Here is a 15,662-nt window from a genome sequence, read left to right as displayed (position 1 = left end):
CAAACGTATAGGGGCAACGCATGAAGCGCGAAGGCATAGCGCGGATGCCAGCGCAAACCAGACCAGACCAGACTAAACCAAACCAGCAGTTGCAACAGCGTTTCAACACCGAAAGAACCAAACCATCCAGTCAGGAGACATAGCCATGAAGCAGATGATTCGAGCGGTTGGCGCCGGGATGCTGGCGCTGAGCATAATGGGCCTGGGCGCAGGCGCCGCGCAAGCCGACGAGAAAGTAACACTAGGCGTAGCCATCCCCACAGCCGATCACGGCTTCACAGGCGGCATCGTCTGGTGGGCGAACAAGGCCAAGGCAGATCTGGAAAAAGCCCACCCCGATCTGAAAGTGATCGTCAAAACCGCAGCCAACGCGCCGGAACAGGCGAACCAACTGCAAGATCTGGTGACAGTCAACAAGATCAACGCGCTAGTAATCTTCCCGTACGAATCAGCATCCCTCACCCAACCCGTCGCACAGGTGAAAAAGAAAGGCGTCTACGTAACCGTGGTCGACCGAGGCCTGACCGACACGAGCGCGCAAGACGCCTACGTCGCCGGCGACAACACCGCCTTCGGCAAGATCCCCGCCGAATATCTGGCGAGAGCACTCGACGGCAAAGGCGACATCGTCGCGCTACGCGGCATTCCCACAACCCTCGACAACGAACGCTGGACAGCCTTCACAGGCGTCCTGAAGGCCTATCCGAACATCAAGATCCTCGACGCAAAATACGCAAACTGGAATCGCGACGACGCATTCAAGGTCATGCAGGACTACCTGACACGCTTCAAGCACATCGACGCCGTCTGGGCCGCCGACGACGACATGGCCGTCGGCGTAATCAAGGCAATCGATCAGGCCAAACGCACCGACATCAAGATCGTGTTCGGCGGCGCGGGCTCGAAAGGCATGGTGAAGAACGTGATGGACGGCGCACCGCTCATCAAGGCCGATGTGTCGTACTCGCCAAAGTTCATCTACGACGCGATCAAGCTCACGGCGGAAGCACGCCTCAAAGGCGACAAGCTGCCCGCCACGACGATCATTCCTTCCGTGCTGATCACGAAGGAGAACGCGAAGGAATTCTACTTCCCGGATTCGCCGTTCTGATCGCAAACGTGCTTTAGCCCGGCGCTGCCTTTCGCGTGATCGTCGCAAAGACACTCGCAAGGCGGCGCCGGATCGACGCAGATATCCATCGGGAGCAGCACGATGAAAACGATCAAAGGGCCGGCGATCTTTCTCGCGCAGTTCATGGGCGACAAGGTGCCGTTCGACAACCTCGCGCACCTCGCGCAATGGGCCGCGAGTCTCGGCTTCAAAGGCATTCAGGTGCCCGCCGATCCGCGCCTCGTCGACCTCGAACAGGCGGCGTCGAGCCAGGACTATTGCGACGATCTGCTCGGCGTCGTCACCGATGCGGGCGTCGCCATCACCGAACTGTCGACGCATCTGCAAGGGCAACTCGTCGCCGTGCATCCCGCGTATGACGTGCTGTTCGATGGCTTCGCGGCGCCGCACGTGCGCGGTAATCCCGCGGCGCGCACCGAATGGGCCGTGCAGCAGATGAAGTGGGCCGCGAAGGCATCGCAGCGTCTCGGGCTGAACACGCATGTGTCGTTTTCAGGCGCGCTCGCGTGGCCGTATATCTATCCGTGGCCGCAGCGTCCCGCCGGTCTCGTCGAAGCGGCCTTCGACGAACTCGCGCGCCGCTGGACGCCAATCCTCGATGCGTTCGACGAAGCGGGCGTCGATGTCTGCTACGAACTGCATCCCGGCGAAGATCTGCACGACGGCGTGACGTTCGAACGTTTTCTCGCGGCCGTGAAGGACCACAGGCGCGCCAACATACTGTTCGATCCGAGTCACTACGTCTTGCAGCAACTCGACTACCTGGCGTTCATCGATATCTATCACAAGCGCATCAAGGCGTTTCACGTGAAGGATGCCGAGTTTCGACCGAATGGGCGGCAAGGTGTCTATGGCGGCTATAGCGGCTGGGTCGAGCGCGCGGGGCGCTTCCGCTCGTTGGGCGACGGGCAGATCGACTTCGGTGCGATCTTCTCGAAGATGGCGCAATACGATTTTCCGGGCTGGGCCGTGCTCGAATGGGAGTGCGCGTTGAAGCATCCCGAAGATGGCGCGCGCGAAGGCGCCGAGTTCATCAAGCGGCACATCATTCGCGTGGCCGACCATGCATTCGACGACTTCGCGGGCAGCGGCGCGGACGACGCGCAACTGAAACGCGTGCTCGGCCTTTGACGCTGACTGTCGAACAGGAGCAGATCGATGACACGAAGACTCAGGCTGGGCATGGTCGGCGGCGGGCAGGGCGCGTTTATCGGTGCGGTGCATCGGATCGCGGCGCGCATCGACGATCGCTTCGAACTCGTCGCGGCGGCACTCTCGTCCGACCCGCAGCGCGCGCGGGCAAGCGCCGACGAACTCGGCGTCGCGCGCAGCTACGCGAGCTGGGACGAGATGGCGCGCGCTGAAGCCGCGCGCGACGACGGCATCGACGCCGTGTCGATCGTCACGCCGAACCACCTGCATTCGCCCGTCGCGACGGCGTTTCTCGATGCCGGCATCCACGTGATCTGCGACAAGCCGCTCGCGATGACGCTCGAAGAAGGCGAAGCGCTCGCGAAGCTCGCGCGCGACAAGAACCGGCTCTTTGCGCTGACGCACACCTATTCGGGTTATCCGATGGTGCGTCATGCGCGTGAGCTGGTCGAAGCGGGTGAGTTGGGCGAGGTGCGCGTCGTGCAGGTCGAGTACGCGCAGGACTGGCTCGCGAAGCCGATCGAACTGACGGGCGAGAACCGCCAGGCGGTGTGGCGCACCGATCCGAAGCAGGCAGGGCGCGCCGGTTGTCTGGGCGATATCGGCACGCACGCGTATCACCTCGCGGCGTTTGTGACGGGCATGCTGCCCATCGAGATCGCCGCCGAACTGCATACGTTCGTCGAAGGGCGTCAGGTCGACGATCATATTCAGGCGATGCTGCGCTATGACAAAGGCGCACGCGGCATGCTGTGGGCGAGCCAGGTGGCGAGCGGCGCGGAAAACGCGCTGCGTCTGCGCGTCTATGGCACGAAGGCGGGCATCGCGTTCGATCAGGAGAACCCGAACGAATTGCTGTTCACGCCGTTGGGTGGCGCGACGCAAAGGCTCACGCGCGGGCGCGTCGACAGCGACGTGGCGCGGCACGCGACGCGCGTGCCGGCAGGGCATCCCGAGGGTTATCTCGAAGCGTTCGCGCAGCTCTACAAGGATGCGGCGTTGCAGATAGAAGCGATCGACGCGGGTTTGCCTCCGCCGTCCGAAAGCCGTTTGCTGACGACCGTCGAGGACGGCGTCGCCGGGCTGCGTTTCATCGATGCGGTTTTCACAAGCAACGACCAGCTTGCCTACACGCGCGTAAAGAACGGCTGACGGCTAAGAAGGTGTCTAGCTCTTGCTGCGTTTGATCTGCTCTTCGAACGCAAGATCGAGCTTGCTTGCCTTGCGTGGCTTCGGCGGCCCGAAACCGTCGACGAACTTGACGAAATCATCGAGCGGAAGCGGATCGGACACCTTCTGGTCCGTGCCGCTCGATTTGTCGACGAGATAGAACAGTCCGCCCGACAGGCTGACCGCCGCGAAGCGCGGATTGCCACTGCGGGTCTTCAGCCGTTCGACGGCATGGATGGCTCGGGTCGTGCGCATGATTCGATGGTGCCGTGCAGTGCTTGAGTTTTTAAGATTGCTGCATGATTCTACGACGTATACTCGCGCGCCGGTCTGCGGCAGCTCCGCGATCCGGTAGATGTCCCGCCATTTGCGTAGAACGTCGAAACAATGCCCGCCATGCCTTCAGTCCAGGAAACACTCGATGCGCTTGCCCATGCGCCCGACGATGCAGAAAAGCTGCGAGCTGTCTGCGTCGCGCTGCTGCACGACATGCGTGACGACGAACTGCTGACCTATACCGAACGCGCGCTCGCGATCGAGCCGCGCGATCTCCATTTCGTCAACTGGCGCGCGTACGCGTTGACACTGCTCGGACGGCATTTCGATTCCGTCGCTACGTGGCGCAACTATGCCGCGCTGCCGTGGCAGCCCGCGTACTACAAGATGAGCCTCGGCCAGAGTCTCGTGATGTCGGGCGACGTCGAGCGCGGCATTCCGATGCTGCACGACGCATGGCGCACGGCCGCCGCGGGCGGCGACTGGTTTGCACGCAAGGCCGAGCATCTGTATGGCGAGGCGTTATTGCGCACCGCGCGCCCTGCGGGCTTCGAGCCGTGGCTCGCGCGCAATGACAGCGACAGCGGCAACTACCAGCCGGCCGATATCCCGCAGTGGTCGGGCGAACAGGATTTGCGCGGCAAGCGTGTGCTGATTACGCATCAGATGGGTTTTGGCGATCAGTTCCTGTTCTTTGCCAACGTATCGCAATGGCAGGCAGCAGGCGCGCAGTTGATGATTACGTGCGATGCGCAGTTGTATCCGCTATTGCAGGCGTCGCTGCCAGATTGTCATGTGGTGAGCGCGGCGCGTCCGTTGCGTCAGCACGAGGCGTTGCCTGAAGAGTTAGCCAGTCAGGTTCGCGAGTTCGCGCCCGATCTGCATGCGACGTTGCTGCATTTGCCGCTGCTCGCCGCGCAACAAGTGCCGCTGCCGTCGCCGTTTTTCCCCGCCTATCTGCGCGCGCCCGAAGCGGAGCGCGAAGCCGCCGCCGCATGGGCACGTGAGTTGCGCGCGGCGGAGCCGGGCAAATCGCTGGTCGGTATTTTCTGGGACTGCAACCAGCGCCACGCACATGAGGTTGGCGCTGTGATGCGCTGCTCGGCGATCCGCCGCAGCTTGCCGTTGACGGAAGTCGATCACCTGGTGATGCATCCGTCCGTCGCAGCGAAGCGGCATTTCGTGAGCCTGCACCATCCTTCCGTGCAGCAGTTCGCTGGCATGCCGTCGGGCAATATCAGCGTGTACGGACCGGGGATCAAATCGTTTGCGGAGACGGCTGCGTGCATCGAGCAACTGGATGCCGTCATTGCCGTCGATTCAGGCGTCGCGAACCTGAGCGCGATGCTCGGCAAGTTGACCATCGTGCCGCTCAATGTGGCAAGCGAATGGCGTTGGGGCGTGGAAGGCGATACGTCGCCGTGGATGGCGAATCTGAAGCCGCTGCGTCAGACGCTGATGGGCGACTGGCGCAGCGTGATCGATGAGGCGATTAGTTTTTTGTCGTAGCAGATCGCGCTGCAGCGGCGGGGTGGCACGCGCCCCGTTCGCTGCTACGTCGAGGCAGGATCACAAAGCGTTCACTGGCTCAAATACGTAAACTTCCCATCCTTGATAATCCCCATCACGCTGGCCCGCTGATCGAGCCCGACGTGATCCTTCGCGCTCGTGTTCACGACGCCGTTCGGAACCACCAGCTCATGCGCGTGCTCGAGCTCCGTGCGCAGCGCCGCGCGAAACTCCGGCGTGCCCGGCTGCGCCGTCTTCAACGCGCGCGCGACGGCATCCTGCAAACGCGGATACACACCCGCCGCATCGCCCGCGAACTGCGTCACCGTGTTCGGCCCATACTGCGCTTCATACGCGTTGACGAACGCAAGTGCCGCCTTCTTCGCCGGATGATCGGCGGGCAGCGTGCGCGCTACGACGACCGGCTGCGTCGGGAACAGCGTCCCCTCGACATCCTTGCCGCCCAGCTTGATGAACTCCGGCGTCGCGATGCCGTGCGTCTGATAGATTGCGCCCTTGTAGCCGCGCTCGACGAGCGTGCGCTGCGGCAGCACCGTCGGCGTGCCCGCACCCGCGATCAACACGGCATCCGGCTTGGCGGCGATCAGCTTCAGCACCTGGCCCGTGACGCTCGCGTCGGTTCGGTTGAAGCGCTCAGTCGCGACCACCTGAATGTGGCGCAGCGTCGCGAACTTCGTGAACTCGTTGAGCCAGCTATCGCCGTAGCTGTCGGCGAAACCGATGAAGCCGACCGTCTTGATGTTGTGATTCGCCATGTAGCGTGTCATCACATCGGCCATCGCGCTGTCCGTCTGCGCCATCTTGAACGCCCAGATCTTCTTGCCTTCCTGCGGCTCGACGACGCTCGCCGAGCCGATCAGCGTAATCATCGGCGTCTGGCTCTCGGCGACGGGATCGAGCGCGGCCATCGCGGCGGGCGTGATGTTGGGGCCGACGATCACATCGACGTGATCCTCGTTGATCAGCTTGCGGATGTTGCGCACGGCATTGCCCGGATCGGAGCCGTCGTCGAGGATGATGTACTGCGCGTTCTGACCGGCAATCGTCTTCGGCCACATCAGCATCGCGTTCTTGCTGGTGATGCCGATCGTGGCGGCAGGCCCCGTGCTCGACAGGTCGATGCCGACCTTGATGTCCGCGTGCGCGGTAGCGGCGACGAACAGCGCGCCGATCGCGGCGGCACGCATCAGGGTGCGTTTGAATTTGTTCTTGTGCGACGACATGCGAAAGATCTCCTACCAGATAGCGTGGCCGCTGTTATAGCGGATCAGTTATAGCGGGTCAAAAACCTCAAAGCTCGTACGTTTCGTGATCGCCCTTGAGCGCCTGCTCGATCAGCTTGCGGTTCATGTTCGGCGACAGCAGCTCGACGAGCGTATACACATAGCTGCGCAGATACGCGCCCTGCTTGAGCGCGACGCGCGTGACATTGCTGCCGAACAGATGCCCGACGGGCATCGCGCGCAGATGCCGGTCGCGTTCGGCGTTGAACGCGATGTCGGCCATGATGCCGACGCCCAGCCCCAACTCGACGTAGGTCTTGATCACGTCCGCGTCGATCGCTTCGAGGACGATGTCGGGATGCAGGCCGCGCAGGCGGAACGCTTCGTTGATCTTGGTGCGGCCGGCGAACGCGTTATCGTACGTAATCAGCGGATACTGCGTGAGGTCGTCCAGCGACAACTGCTTGCGATCCAGCAGCGGATGATCGGCGGGCATCACGGCGAGGTGGTGCCAGGTGAAGCAGGGCAGCGACACCAGTTCCTTATAGGTCGAGATCGCCTCGGTTGCGATCGCCACGTCCGCCTGATCGTGCAAAACCAGTTCCGCGACCTGGGTCGGGCTGCCTTGCAGAATTGAAAGGTGCACCTTCGGAAACCGCTTCTTGAACTCGGCGATGGCGGCGGGCAGCGAGTAGCGCGCCTGCGTGTGTGTCGCGGCGATCACGAGATTGCCCTGATCCTGCGCCGCGTAATCTTTACCGACTCGCTTCAGGCTCTCAACCTCCTGAAGAATCCGCTCGACGGACGCCAGAATGATCCGGCCCGGTTCCGTCAGCGATCGCACGCGCTTGCCGTGCCGCGTGAAGATCTCGACGCCCAGCTCGTCCTCCAGCTCGATAATCGCCTTCGAGACGCCCGGCTGGCTTGTAAACAGTGCCTTGGCAGCTTCCGTCAGGTTGAAATTCTGGCGGACGGCCTCACGCACGAAGCGGAACTGATGCAGGTTCATATATAACCTCGCCGCATATCAAAAGAATTTTTTAGTCGTTTGAAATATAAGGCGAGTTTATTACGATTTGTCCAGTTTTTCCAATATGGATATCTGTTTTTGTCATTAGCAAATGAGCGATGGGTCTAAACGGCTGGTCGCCGTCTCGCTCAAAGCAGACTGATGATGACAAATCCGAAGCGCGGCGTAACCGGAACGCCGCGTCGTGTGACGAACAAAACCCTGGGGTCCCCGAATGTACCAATACGATCAGTACGACCAGACCATCGTCGACGAACGCGTCGCGCAGTATGCCGACCAGGTTCGCCGCCGTCTGTCGGGCGAATTGAGCGAAGAAGAGTTCCGCCCGCTGCGCCTGCAGAATGGTCTGTATATGCAGCGCCACGCGTACATGCACCGCATCGCGATTCCGTACGGCAACCTGCGCAGCGACCAGTTGCGCATGCTTGCGACGATCGCACGCGAGCACGACCGCGGCTACGGTCATTTCTCGACGCGCTCGAACATCCAGTACAACTGGATCCAGCTCGAAGAAACGCCTGAAATCCTGCGCAAGCTCGCGTCCGTCCAGATGCACGGCATCCAGACGTCGGGCAACTGCATCCGCAATATCACGGCCGATCAGTTCGCGGGCGTCGCGCCCGACGAAATCGTCGATCCGCGTCCGTGGGCGGAAATCATGCGCCAATGGTCGACGTTCCACCCGGAATTTGCGTGGCTGCCCCGCAAGTTCAAGATTGCCGTGTCGGGTACGAAGGAAGACCGCGCAGCCGTGCAGATCCACGACCTCGGCGTCTATCTGAAGAAGAACGACGCGGGTGAAGTGGTCGCGAGCATTCTCGCGGGCGGTGGTCTGGGCCGTACCCCGATCATCGGCGCGATCATCAAGGAAGACCTGCCCTGGCAGCATCTGCTGACGTACTGCGAAGCCGTGCTGCGCGTGTACAACCGCTACGGCCGCCGCGACAACCTGTATAAGGCGCGCATCAAGATTCTCGTGAAGGCGTTGTCGCCCGCGAAGTTCGCGCAGCAGGTCGACGAAGAATGGCAACACCTGAAGGACGGCCCGTCGACGCTGACGGAAGCGGAAGTCGCGCGCGTGTCGCAATACTTCGAGCCGCCTGTTTATGAAAAGCTGCCGGATACGGACGCTTCGTTCGAGAAGCATCTGCTCGAAAGCAAGCAGTTCGCGCGCTGGGTCGAGCGCAATGTGCGCCCGCATCGTGTGTCAGGCTATTCGTCGGTGACGATCTCGCTCAAGCCGCGCGACATCGCGCCCGGCGACGCGACGGACACGCAGATGAACGCCGTCGCAGATTGGGCCGACGAGTACTCGTTGGGCGAAATCCGCGTATCGCACGAACAGAACCTGATTCTCGCCAACGTGAAGAAGCGCGATCTGTACGCGCTGTGGGAAAAGGCCAAGGCGCAAGGCTTCGCGATGGCGAATATCGGTCTGCTGACCGACATCATCGCGTGCCCGGGCGGCGATTTCTGCTCGCTGGCGAATGCAAAGTCGATTCCGATTGCACAAGCTATCCAGGAACGCTTCGACAACGCTGACTTCGTTTATGACCTCGGCGACCTGTCGCTGAATATCTCGGGCTGCATGAACTCGTGCGGTCACCACCACGTCGGCAACATCGGCGTGCTGGGCGTCGACAAGGACGGCTCCGAGTGGTACCAGGTGTCGCTCGGTGGCGAGCAGGGCACGGGTCATGACGGCGCGAAGCTCGCCCGCGTGATCGGCCCGTCGTTCTCGGCGGAAGAAATGCCGGACGTGGTGTCGAAGGTGATCGATACGTTCGTGGAAAACCGCATTGACGGCGAACGCTTCATCGACACGTACAACCGCATCGGACTCGCGCCGTTCAAGGAACGCGTGTACGCATCGCGTCAGCCGGCTCACGCGTAACGGGAACAAGGATTAGCAGATGGCATCGATTATCAAGGACCGCGCAATCGTCAACGACGACTTCACGGTAATCCGCGCAGCCGAAGACGGCACGTTGCCCGAAGTCGGCGCATTGCCCGCCGGCAAAGTGATCGTCCCGTTCGCGTTGTGGCAGGCATCGCGCGACGAGTTGACGGCCTCGCGCAGCGCGCAGGAAATCGGCGTGTGGCTCGCGCCGGACAGCGAACCCGCCGACATCGTCGCGGACTTCGACAAGCTCGCGCTGATCGCCGTGGATTTCCCGGTGTTCCGCGATGGCCGCGGCTACAGCACGGCGCGTCTGTTGCGCGAGCGCTATGGCTACAAGGGCGAGATTCGCGCGATCGGCGACGTGCTGCGCGACCAGATTCGCTTCTACGAACGTTGCGGCTTTAACGCGTACGCGCTGCGCGAAGACAAGGACATCCACGACGCGCTGAAGGCATTCACCGAATTCACTGTCCAGTATCAAGGTGCATTCGACGATCCTTCGCCACTCTTTCGCCATCGCGAAGCGGCCGCTGCCGCGCAGAAGGCGTCGGTATGACGAGCGCAACGGGCATCACGGCTGAACTGCAAGCGAAGATCGAACGTCTGGACGTGCTGCTCGATTCGATCGCGCAGCGTCACGACAAGGTCAAGCTCGCGAGCAGCCTCGCGGCGGAAGACATGCTGCTGACGCACGCCATTCTGTCGCGCAACGTGAAGATCGGCATTTTTTCGCTGAACACCGGCCGTCTGCATGCGGAAACGCTCGGCATGATCGACCGCGTGCGCGAGCGCTATGGCTACGAGATCGAGCAGTTTCATCCGCTGGCGGATGCCGTCGACGAATACGTCGCGCAGCACGGCCTGAATGCGTTCTACGAAAGCATCGATCTGCGCAAGCGCTGCTGCGAGATCCGCAAGGTCGAGCCGCTGAACCGTGCGCTGTCCGAAGTCGGCGCGTGGGTGACGGGCCAGCGCCGCGAGCAGTCGGTGACGCGCGCGGAACTGCACGAGGAAGAGCAGGATCACGCTCGCAATATCGGCAAGTACAACCCGCTCGCCGACTGGACGGAAGCCGATGTATGGGCTTACCTGAAGGCGTTCGACGTGCCTGTGAATCCGCTGCATGCGCGCGGCTATCCGAGCATCGGCTGCGAGCCGTGTACGCGCGCCGTGCGCCCCGGCGAAGACAGCCGGGCAGGGCGCTGGTGGTGGGAGTCGCGCGATACGAAGGAATGCGGGCTGCACATCACGACGATCCCCGTCACGGTGATCACAGACAACGCGTCACCGCTCCACTGAGCCGCACGCGAACGCAGAAACAGATTTTCGATTGAATCTTCTCGTGTTGCACACATCTGGAGAGAACCCGATCATGCGACACGAACCAACGAAGGACCTGAACATGAGCACGACGCTCGATTCCACTGTCAACCCGCTGAACGTCACGGCGAACCGGATGGACCATCTCGACTGGCTCGAGGCAGAGTCGATTCACATCCTGCGCGAACTCGTTGCCGAATGCAGCAAGCCCGCACTGCTGTTCTCGGGCGGCAAGGATTCCGTCGTCGTGCTGGCGCTTGCATTGAAGGCGTTCGGCCTCGGCGCGAACCGCAAGACGCAGCTGCCGTTCCCGCTCGTGCACATCGACACGGGTCACAACTACGACGAAGTGATCGACTTCCGCGATCGCCGCGCGAAAGAAATCGGCGCGGAACTCGTGGTCGGTCACGTTGAAGATTCGATCAAGAAGGGCACCGTGCGTCTGCGCCGCGAGACGGATTCGCGCAATGCCGCGCAAGCCGTCACGCTGTTGGAGACGATCGAGCAATACGGCTACACGGCGATGATCGGCGGCGCGCGCCGCGATGAAGAAAAGGCGCGTGCGAAAGAGCGCATCTTCTCGTTCCGCGACGAGTTCGGCCAGTGGGACCCGAAGGCGCAGCGCCCGGAACTGTGGAGCCTGTATAACGCGCGTCTGCATCAAGGCGAGCACCTGCGCGTGTTCCCGATCTCGAACTGGACGGAACTCGACGTGTGGCAATACATCGCTCGCGAGAACCTCGAGCTGCCGTCCATCTACTACGCGCACAAGCGCGAGATCGTGCGCCGCAATGGCCTGCTCGTGCCCGTGACGCCGATCACGCCGATCCGCGAAGGCGAGTCGAGCGAAGAGGCGGTGGTGCGTTTCCGTACCGTGGGCGACATCAGTTGCACGTGCCCCGTCGAAAGCGATGCGGACGATCTGGAAAAGATCATCGCCGAAACGGCCGTGACGGAAATCACGGAACGCGGCGCGACGCGCATGGACGACCAGACGTCGGAAGCGGCGATGGAAACGCGCAAGAAACAAGGTTATTTCTAAGGCACACGGGGCAAGACGATTATGAGCATTCATCAACCTGAAGACCTCGGCGTGCTTCGTTTCATCACGGCTGGCAGCGTCGACGACGGCAAGAGCACGTTGATCGGCCGTCTGCTGTATGACAGCAAGGCCGTGTTGTCGGATCAGCTGTCGGCGCTGTCGCGCGCGAAGAACAAGCGCACGGTCGGCGACGAAATCGACCTGTCGCTGCTGACGGACGGCCTCGAAGCCGAACGCGAGCAGGGCATCACGATCGACGTCGCGTACCGCTACTTCGCGACGGCGAAACGCAAGTTCATCATCGCCGACACGCCGGGCCACGAGCAGTACACGCGCAACATGGTGACGGGCGCATCGACGGCGCACGCCGCGATCATTCTCGTCGACGCGACGCGCGTCACGTTCGAGGACGGCGTCGCGCAACTGCTGCCGCAGACCAAGCGCCACAGCGCGATCGTCAAGCTGCTCGGCCTGCAGCACGCGATCGTCGCGATCAACAAGATGGACCTCGTCGACTACAGCGAAGCGCGCTTCAACGAGATCCGCGACGCGTACGTCACGCTGGCGCGTCAACTCGGCCTCGCCGATGTGCGCTTCGTGCCCGTGTCGGCACTGAAGGGCGACAACATCGTGACGGCGAGCGAGCGCATGCCGTGGTATGCGGGCGAGCCGCTGCTCGACTTGCTCGAAGCGCTGCCCGTCGAATTGCCGACGCATCAGGGACTGCGTTTCCCGGTGCAATGGGTCGCGCGTCAGGACGGCAGCCAGGCCGACGATTTCCGTGGCTACATGGGCCGTGTCGAATCGGGCGAAGTGAAGCTCGGCGATTCGATCGTCGTGTTGCCGGCGAACCGTCAGGCGACTGTCGCTGAAATCATCGCGCCCGTGCCGGGCGGCACGGCGCAAGTGGACCGCGCATTCGCGGGCCAGACGGTGACGATCCGCCTCGCGGAAGACGTCGATGTGTCGCGCGGCGATACGTTCGTGCTGGCAACGGGTGTCGTGCAACCGGCGAAGAAGCTCGAAGCGGACCTGTGCTGGTTCGACGAAACGCCGCTGTCGACGGCCCGCAAGTATCTGCTGAAGCAGACCACGAGCACGGTGTTCGCGCGCATCGGCGGCATCCAGCAGGTGCTCGACGTGCACACGCTGTCGCATGCGACGGACCGTCATGAACTGGCGATGAACGATATTGGCCGCGTGTCGCTGACGCTGCAAAAGCCGATCGTCGCCGACGAGTACGACACGCATCCGGGTACGGGCGCGTTCGTGCTGATCGACGAAGCAACGCATCACACGGTCGCGGCCGGCATGATCCGTTCTGTGTCCGCCTGACGTCTTGAAGCGGACGGAGCGCAAGCAAATGGGCAAGGTGTATCTGATCGGCGCGGGGCCAGGTGCTGCGGACCTGATCACGGTTCGCGGCGCGCGGCTGCTGGGACTCGCCGATGTCGTGCTGCACGATGCGCTGGTCGAGCCGGCGATGCTCGACTACGCGCCGCATGCGCGCAAGATCGCGGTGGGCAAGCGCTGCGGGCAGCGCTCGACGGCGCAGCACTTCATCAACAAGCAGATCGTCGATGCCGCGCGCGAGCATGGCGTCGTCGTGCGGTTGAAGGGCGGCGATCCGATGCTGTTCGGCCGCGCCGATGAAGAGATGCGCGCGCTCGAAGCGGCAGGCATCGACTATGAAGTCGTGCCGGGCATCACGGCGGCCTTGGCGAGCGCGGCGTCGCTGCGACGTTCGCTGACGCTGCGTGGCGTGTCGCGCAGTGTGGCGCTCGCGACGCACAGCCGCGCGCCGGATTCCGCCGAGATTCGCGAGCAGGTCAACGCGGATTCGCTGGTGTTCTACATGGGCCGCGACAGCGCGCCCGAGATCGCGCAGCAACTGATCGACGCGGGCCGTCCGGGCTCGACGCCTGTCGCAATTGTCGAAGCGTGTTCGACGCCGCGCGAGCGCATGTTGACGCTGACGCTCGATGGACTTGCCGCTGGCGATGCGCAATTGTGGCTCGACGCGTCGCAGCCTTCGCTGCTGATGATCGGCGACGCGTTTGCCGAGCGGGTCGCGCACAGCGAGCCTGAGTCGGCTGTGGAGCAAGGCCAGCCTGAGTTGCGCGTCGCTTAGGGTTCTATTGCCGCTGTTTTCTATTGATCGGCCGCATTCGCGTGAGTGAATGCGGCCGATTGTCTTTTCCGCGCGCCATCGAGCCAGGCACGTGCGTTGCGTTAAGATTTCCTTTCGCTTTGCATTCAAACTGGACTCATGCCTTTTTCTTCTTTGCGTCGTTCTTTACTGATTGCGCTTGCGGCCGGTCCCGTGATCGGCGCGCGTGCGCAGCCGGCTTCGTCTGTCTCGGTCAATCTCGCCGCGCGCGAGCGGTTCGAAAAACTGGAAGCGTCGAGCGGTGGGCGCCTCGGTGTCGCCGCGCTCAATATGGCGGATGGGTCGTATGTCGGCTATCGCGAGTCGGAGCGGTTTCCGATGTGCAGCACGTTCAAGCTGCTTGTCGTTGCGCTGGTTTTGAAGCGCAGCATGGCCGAACGTAGTCTGCTCGACGAGCGTGTTCGATACGGTGACGCCGATCTCGTCGCGAACTCGCCTGTTACGAAGCGGCGCGCGGGGGAGGGGATGACGATCGGCGAACTCTGTGCCGCGGCGCTTCAGCACAGCGACAATACGGCGGCTAATCTGCTGCTGACGGCCGTTGGTGGACCAGAAGTGTTGAACCAGTTCGCGCTTTCGATTGGCGACGAGTGGTTCGATCTGTTGCGCGGAGAACCCGAGGTCAATGGATCCGTGCCGGGCGATATGCGGGATACCACGACGCCGCGAGCGATGATGCTCGATGTGCAGAAGCTTCTGCTCGCCGATGATGTGCTGGGCCCGCAGCAGCGGGAGCAATTGAAGGCATGGATGCTTGGGAATGCGACGGGTGCAGCGCGCATTCGGGCTGCCGTGCCGGGTTCTGGATGGCTGGTCGCCGATAAGACCGGGAGCGGGGATTACGGTACGGCTAACGATGTGGCTGTTGTGTATCCGCCGTCGGCGGCGCCCTTTGTTATCGCTGTCTATTTCACTGGCGTGACGCCTAAACAGACGCTGCCGCGTGATGAGGTTGTTGCCGAAGCTGCGCGGATCGTGTTCGACGCTATGAAGTGAAGTTTTTTGTCTGCGACGCTTTGGGTGGTTTGCTTATGTTTTTGCTGGCATCCGCGTTACGGTGGTTGCTGCGCAGGCGGTTCGGTTTTTTCTGACTTTTCGCTGGCATCCGCGCTATGCCTTCGCGCTTCAAGCGTCGCCCCTGTGCGGGGCGGCACCTACTTTTCTTTGCCGCCGCAAAGAAAAGTAGGCAAAAGAAAGCGGCTCACACCGCTAATTCTTGTATTTGCCTGAGGGCCCCCAACCGGTCCCACGCTTCACACGGCGGCTTCTTTGTTTGCGTGTGTTGCCAACGCTTCGAATGAACGCCTCACCCGCTTCAAATACCCGTGCACGGGCTAACGGCAGCGAATGGTATGTGCCGCCCAGGTGGCAAACTGTGTGTAGGTTGTCGCGTCGTATAGGGTAGCGCTCTTACAACGTGGCATGCGTGCGCTATCGGTCCGAAGCGAGGCGTGTGAGGTACTACGGCCTACACACAGTTTGCCACCTGGGCGGCAGTGGATTATCTGGCGCGGCATGTGGCGACGCGGGCGCGTGAAGCGGGTGATGCGTCAATTTGGAGCGTTGGCAACAAACATGAGTCACGTGGTTGCCGTGTGAAGCGAGGGACCGGTTGGGGGCCCTCAGGCAGGAACAAGAGTTGGCGGTGTTAGCCGCTTTCTTTTGCCTACTTTTCTTTGCGGCGGCAAAGAAAAGTAGGTGCCGCCCCGCACAG

At 62.3% G+C, this 15,662-nt stretch carries 14 protein-coding genes; 11 read left to right on the top strand and 3 right to left on the bottom strand.

The window, feature by feature from the left end:
* Positions 1 to 145 precede the first annotated feature (145 nt).
* The 3 genes from C2L64_RS12570 to C2L64_RS12560 all read left to right on the top strand — a co-directional run bounded on the left by C2L64_RS12570 (position 146) and on the right by C2L64_RS12560 (position 3,436).
* On the top strand, positions 146 to 1,111 hold the full coding sequence (locus C2L64_RS12570) for a substrate-binding domain-containing protein (RefSeq protein WP_090837040.1): 966 nt from the start codon (positions 146 to 148) through the stop codon (positions 1,109 to 1,111).
* A gap of 102 nt (positions 1,112 to 1,213) precedes the next feature.
* Entirely contained in the window at positions 1,214 to 2,263 is a 1,050-nt protein-coding gene (locus tag C2L64_RS12565) for a sugar phosphate isomerase/epimerase family protein (RefSeq protein WP_007582442.1), read from the top strand.
* 27 nt (positions 2,264 to 2,290) lie between these two features.
* Positions 2,291 to 3,436, top strand: a complete 1,146-nt coding sequence (locus C2L64_RS12560) for a Gfo/Idh/MocA family protein (protein WP_086916899.1) — start codon at positions 2,291 to 2,293, stop codon at positions 3,434 to 3,436.
* A gap of 15 nt (positions 3,437 to 3,451) precedes the next feature.
* Here the strand turns inward: C2L64_RS12560 and C2L64_RS12555 are convergent, their stop codons facing one another.
* Positions 3,452 to 3,709: a hypothetical protein gene (locus C2L64_RS12555; protein WP_007582444.1), complete on the bottom strand. Its 258-nt coding sequence runs from the start codon at positions 3,707 to 3,709 to the stop codon at positions 3,452 to 3,454.
* A gap of 141 nt (positions 3,710 to 3,850) precedes the next feature.
* Between C2L64_RS12555 and C2L64_RS12550 the strand changes: the two genes are divergently transcribed.
* Positions 3,851 to 5,239 carry a glycosyltransferase family protein gene (locus C2L64_RS12550; protein WP_090837042.1) on the top strand — a complete coding sequence of 463 codons (1,389 nt, stop codon included), beginning with the start codon at positions 3,851 to 3,853 and terminating at the stop codon, positions 5,237 to 5,239.
* A 71-nt stretch (positions 5,240 to 5,310) separates the two neighbouring features.
* On the opposite strand, the gene C2L64_RS12545 is transcribed toward C2L64_RS12550, so the two are convergent.
* Both C2L64_RS12545 and C2L64_RS12540 read right to left on the bottom strand, forming a co-directional pair.
* Positions 5,311 to 6,483, bottom strand: coding sequence for an ABC transporter substrate-binding protein (locus C2L64_RS12545; RefSeq protein WP_090837044.1), 1,173 nt, complete (start codon positions 6,481 to 6,483; stop codon positions 5,311 to 5,313).
* 67 nt (positions 6,484 to 6,550) lie between these two features.
* On the bottom strand, positions 6,551 to 7,492 hold the full coding sequence (locus C2L64_RS12540) for a CysB family HTH-type transcriptional regulator (protein WP_007582447.1): 942 nt from the start codon (positions 7,490 to 7,492) through the stop codon (positions 6,551 to 6,553).
* A 235-nt stretch (positions 7,493 to 7,727) separates the two neighbouring features.
* On the opposite strand from C2L64_RS12540, the gene C2L64_RS12535 reads away from it, so the two are divergent.
* The 7 genes from C2L64_RS12535 to bla all read left to right on the top strand — a co-directional run bounded on the left by C2L64_RS12535 (position 7,728) and on the right by bla (position 14,944).
* Complete coding sequence (locus C2L64_RS12535) at positions 7,728 to 9,407, top strand: nitrite/sulfite reductase (RefSeq protein ID WP_007582448.1); 1,680 nt, start codon at positions 7,728 to 7,730, stop codon at positions 9,405 to 9,407.
* Between the two features lie 19 nt (positions 9,408 to 9,426).
* Positions 9,427 to 9,972, top strand: coding sequence for a DUF934 domain-containing protein (locus C2L64_RS12530; protein WP_007582449.1), 546 nt, complete (start codon positions 9,427 to 9,429; stop codon positions 9,970 to 9,972).
* Complete coding sequence (locus C2L64_RS12525; RefSeq protein WP_007582450.1) at positions 9,969 to 10,715, top strand: phosphoadenylyl-sulfate reductase; 747 nt, start codon at positions 9,969 to 9,971, stop codon at positions 10,713 to 10,715. Before C2L64_RS12530 ends, C2L64_RS12525 begins: the two co-directional genes overlap by 4 nt.
* A 103-nt stretch (positions 10,716 to 10,818) precedes the next feature.
* Positions 10,819 to 11,778, top strand: a complete 960-nt coding sequence (gene cysD / locus C2L64_RS12520) for a sulfate adenylyltransferase subunit CysD (RefSeq protein ID WP_007582452.1) — start codon at positions 10,819 to 10,821, stop codon at positions 11,776 to 11,778.
* An 18-nt stretch (positions 11,779 to 11,796) separates the two neighbouring features.
* Positions 11,797 to 13,113: a sulfate adenylyltransferase subunit 1 gene (locus C2L64_RS12515; protein WP_176133901.1), complete on the top strand. Its 1,317-nt coding sequence runs from the start codon at positions 11,797 to 11,799 to the stop codon at positions 13,111 to 13,113.
* Positions 13,114 to 13,141: 28 nt separating this feature from the next.
* Positions 13,142 to 13,909, top strand: a complete 768-nt coding sequence (gene cobA / locus C2L64_RS12510; RefSeq protein WP_007582457.1) for a uroporphyrinogen-III C-methyltransferase — start codon at positions 13,142 to 13,144, stop codon at positions 13,907 to 13,909.
* A 138-nt stretch (positions 13,910 to 14,047) separates the two neighbouring features.
* Positions 14,048 to 14,944, top strand: a complete 897-nt coding sequence (bla, locus tag C2L64_RS12505) for a class A beta-lactamase (RefSeq protein ID WP_007582459.1) — start codon at positions 14,048 to 14,050, stop codon at positions 14,942 to 14,944.
* Positions 14,945 to 15,662 lie beyond the last annotated feature (718 nt).

Source organism: Paraburkholderia hospita (assembly GCF_002902965.1).
Taxonomy (GTDB): domain Bacteria; phylum Pseudomonadota; class Gammaproteobacteria; order Burkholderiales; family Burkholderiaceae; genus Paraburkholderia; species Paraburkholderia hospita.
The sequence above is the reverse complement of the archived record's forward strand: the minus strand, read 5'-3'. Positions and strand labels throughout refer to the sequence as shown.

Excerpts from the sequence above, each read along its gene's own strand:
- C2L64_RS12570 (WP_090837040.1), top strand. The coding sequence starts at position 146 with ATGAAGCAGATGATTCGAGCGGTTGGCGCCGGGATGCTGGCGCTGAGC.
- C2L64_RS12565 (WP_007582442.1), top strand. The coding sequence starts at position 1,214 with ATGAAAACGATCAAAGGGCCGGCGATCTTTCTCGCGCAGTTCATGGGC.
- C2L64_RS12560 (WP_086916899.1), top strand. The coding sequence starts at position 2,291 with ATGACACGAAGACTCAGGCTGGGCATGGTCGGCGGCGGGCAGGGCGCG.
- C2L64_RS12555 (WP_007582444.1), bottom strand. The coding sequence starts at position 3,709 with ATGCGCACGACCCGAGCCATCCATGCCGTCGAACGGCTGAAGACCCGC.
- C2L64_RS12550 (WP_090837042.1), top strand. The coding sequence starts at position 3,851 with ATGCCTTCAGTCCAGGAAACACTCGATGCGCTTGCCCATGCGCCCGAC.
- C2L64_RS12545 (WP_090837044.1), bottom strand. The coding sequence starts at position 6,483 with ATGTCGTCGCACAAGAACAAATTCAAACGCACCCTGATGCGTGCCGCC.
- C2L64_RS12540 (WP_007582447.1), bottom strand. The coding sequence starts at position 7,492 with ATGAACCTGCATCAGTTCCGCTTCGTGCGTGAGGCCGTCCGCCAGAAT.
- C2L64_RS12535 (WP_007582448.1), top strand. The coding sequence starts at position 7,728 with ATGTACCAATACGATCAGTACGACCAGACCATCGTCGACGAACGCGTC.
- C2L64_RS12530 (WP_007582449.1), top strand. The coding sequence starts at position 9,427 with ATGGCATCGATTATCAAGGACCGCGCAATCGTCAACGACGACTTCACG.
- C2L64_RS12525 (WP_007582450.1), top strand. The coding sequence starts at position 9,969 with ATGACGAGCGCAACGGGCATCACGGCTGAACTGCAAGCGAAGATCGAA.
- cysD (WP_007582452.1), top strand. The coding sequence starts at position 10,819 with ATGAGCACGACGCTCGATTCCACTGTCAACCCGCTGAACGTCACGGCG.
- cobA (WP_007582457.1), top strand. The coding sequence starts at position 13,142 with ATGGGCAAGGTGTATCTGATCGGCGCGGGGCCAGGTGCTGCGGACCTG.
- bla (WP_007582459.1), top strand. The coding sequence starts at position 14,048 with ATGCCTTTTTCTTCTTTGCGTCGTTCTTTACTGATTGCGCTTGCGGCC.